The 408-nt window shown below is 43.9% G+C and carries 1 protein-coding gene; it reads right to left on the reverse strand.

Annotated elements, in window-relative coordinates; all coding sequences use genetic code 11:
- Positions 1 to 122 precede the first annotated feature (122 nt).
- The coding region (locus A3739_RS07815) for a fibronectin type III domain-containing protein (RefSeq protein ID WP_231877042.1) at positions 123 to 408 on the reverse strand (286 nt) is incomplete at its 5' end.

Below are 408 nucleotides of genomic sequence, written 5' to 3' on the forward strand. Positions count from 1 at the left end.
AAGGAAGCCAGTGGCCAGAATGCATGCCAAAGCCGTGAAGGAATATAATTGCTGGCCCGTTACCGATGTCTCGGTAATGAAGTTTCACATTGTCGCTTGAGAAATAATGGGCCATTTACTTTTTATTGAAGAATGACTTCAATAGGCTGAGAGAAACGGCCTGTGATTCGGTCTGAATCTATCGTAGCAATGTGCAGGTATAAACTGCCGGGATCAAGATTTGAAAGTGTAAAGTTTGTGTTTTGCGCGCCTACAATTTCAACGCTATTGCTTAGTGAGTTTTCGCTGCTGCCAAAGGCAAGTTTATATCCGTATATCTCAGATTGATTTAGAGCCTCGCCGTTTTCGCGCTCCGTAGGCATTGCCCATGATAGTGATAATGAGGGCTTGGCCTTCACGTTTAATGAA

It is taken from the genome of Oleiphilus sp. HI0067 (assembly GCF_001635735.1).